Raw genomic sequence first — 597 nt, 5'->3', positions numbered from 1 at the left:
CTCCTTGCCCCCGAGGCCGCGGATAATGTCATCGGTGACCGACTGCGGTTGCGCGACTTTCTGGCGGTACTCTGCTTTGCTGTAGAGCTTCACGTTCTCGTCATCTTCCCGGCCCGGCGTTTTCAGGTTCAGCTTCACCACCAGGGTGCGGAAAATCACGTAGTAGACGGCGAACTGGCCGATACCGATAAGGACATAGCCCGGCCAGCGCGTTAAGGAGACCGGCAGCGGCAGGTTATAGATCAGAAACTCGATCAGGCCCGATGCTCCCCAGGGACGTACGGTGAAGATGTCGCAAATGGCCTGCGAGGCGGCGGTTAACGTCGCGTGGATCACCCACAGCAGCGGTGAGACAAATAAGAAGGTGAACTCAATCGGCTCGGTGATGCCGGTCAGCATCGAGGTGATAATCGCCGGCAGCAGAATCGCCTTCGCCATCGCTTTCTTCTCCGGTTTCGCGGTGTGGTAGAACGCCAGCGAGGCGCCCGCCAGGCCAAAGATAGTGGTCATCCCTTGCTGCGAAAAACGTAATGCGTCGTTCATGACCGGCGTCAGGTCGGGATGGCGCATATAGGCGAGGAATATGGCCTGGGTGCC

1 protein-coding gene is annotated in these 597 nt (G+C 59.0%); it reads right to left on the bottom strand.

The features are described 5' to 3' along the window. On the bottom strand, positions 1–597 hold a 597-nt coding region (locus tag R7P64_RS24395), incomplete at both ends, for a PTS transporter subunit EIIC (protein ID WP_318124194.1).

It is taken from the genome of Vibrio sp. 2304 (assembly GCF_033339475.1).
Classification (GTDB): domain Bacteria; phylum Pseudomonadota; class Gammaproteobacteria; order Enterobacterales; family Vibrionaceae; genus Vibrio; species Vibrio alginolyticus.
This window is presented reverse-complemented; position numbering and strand designations above follow the sequence as displayed.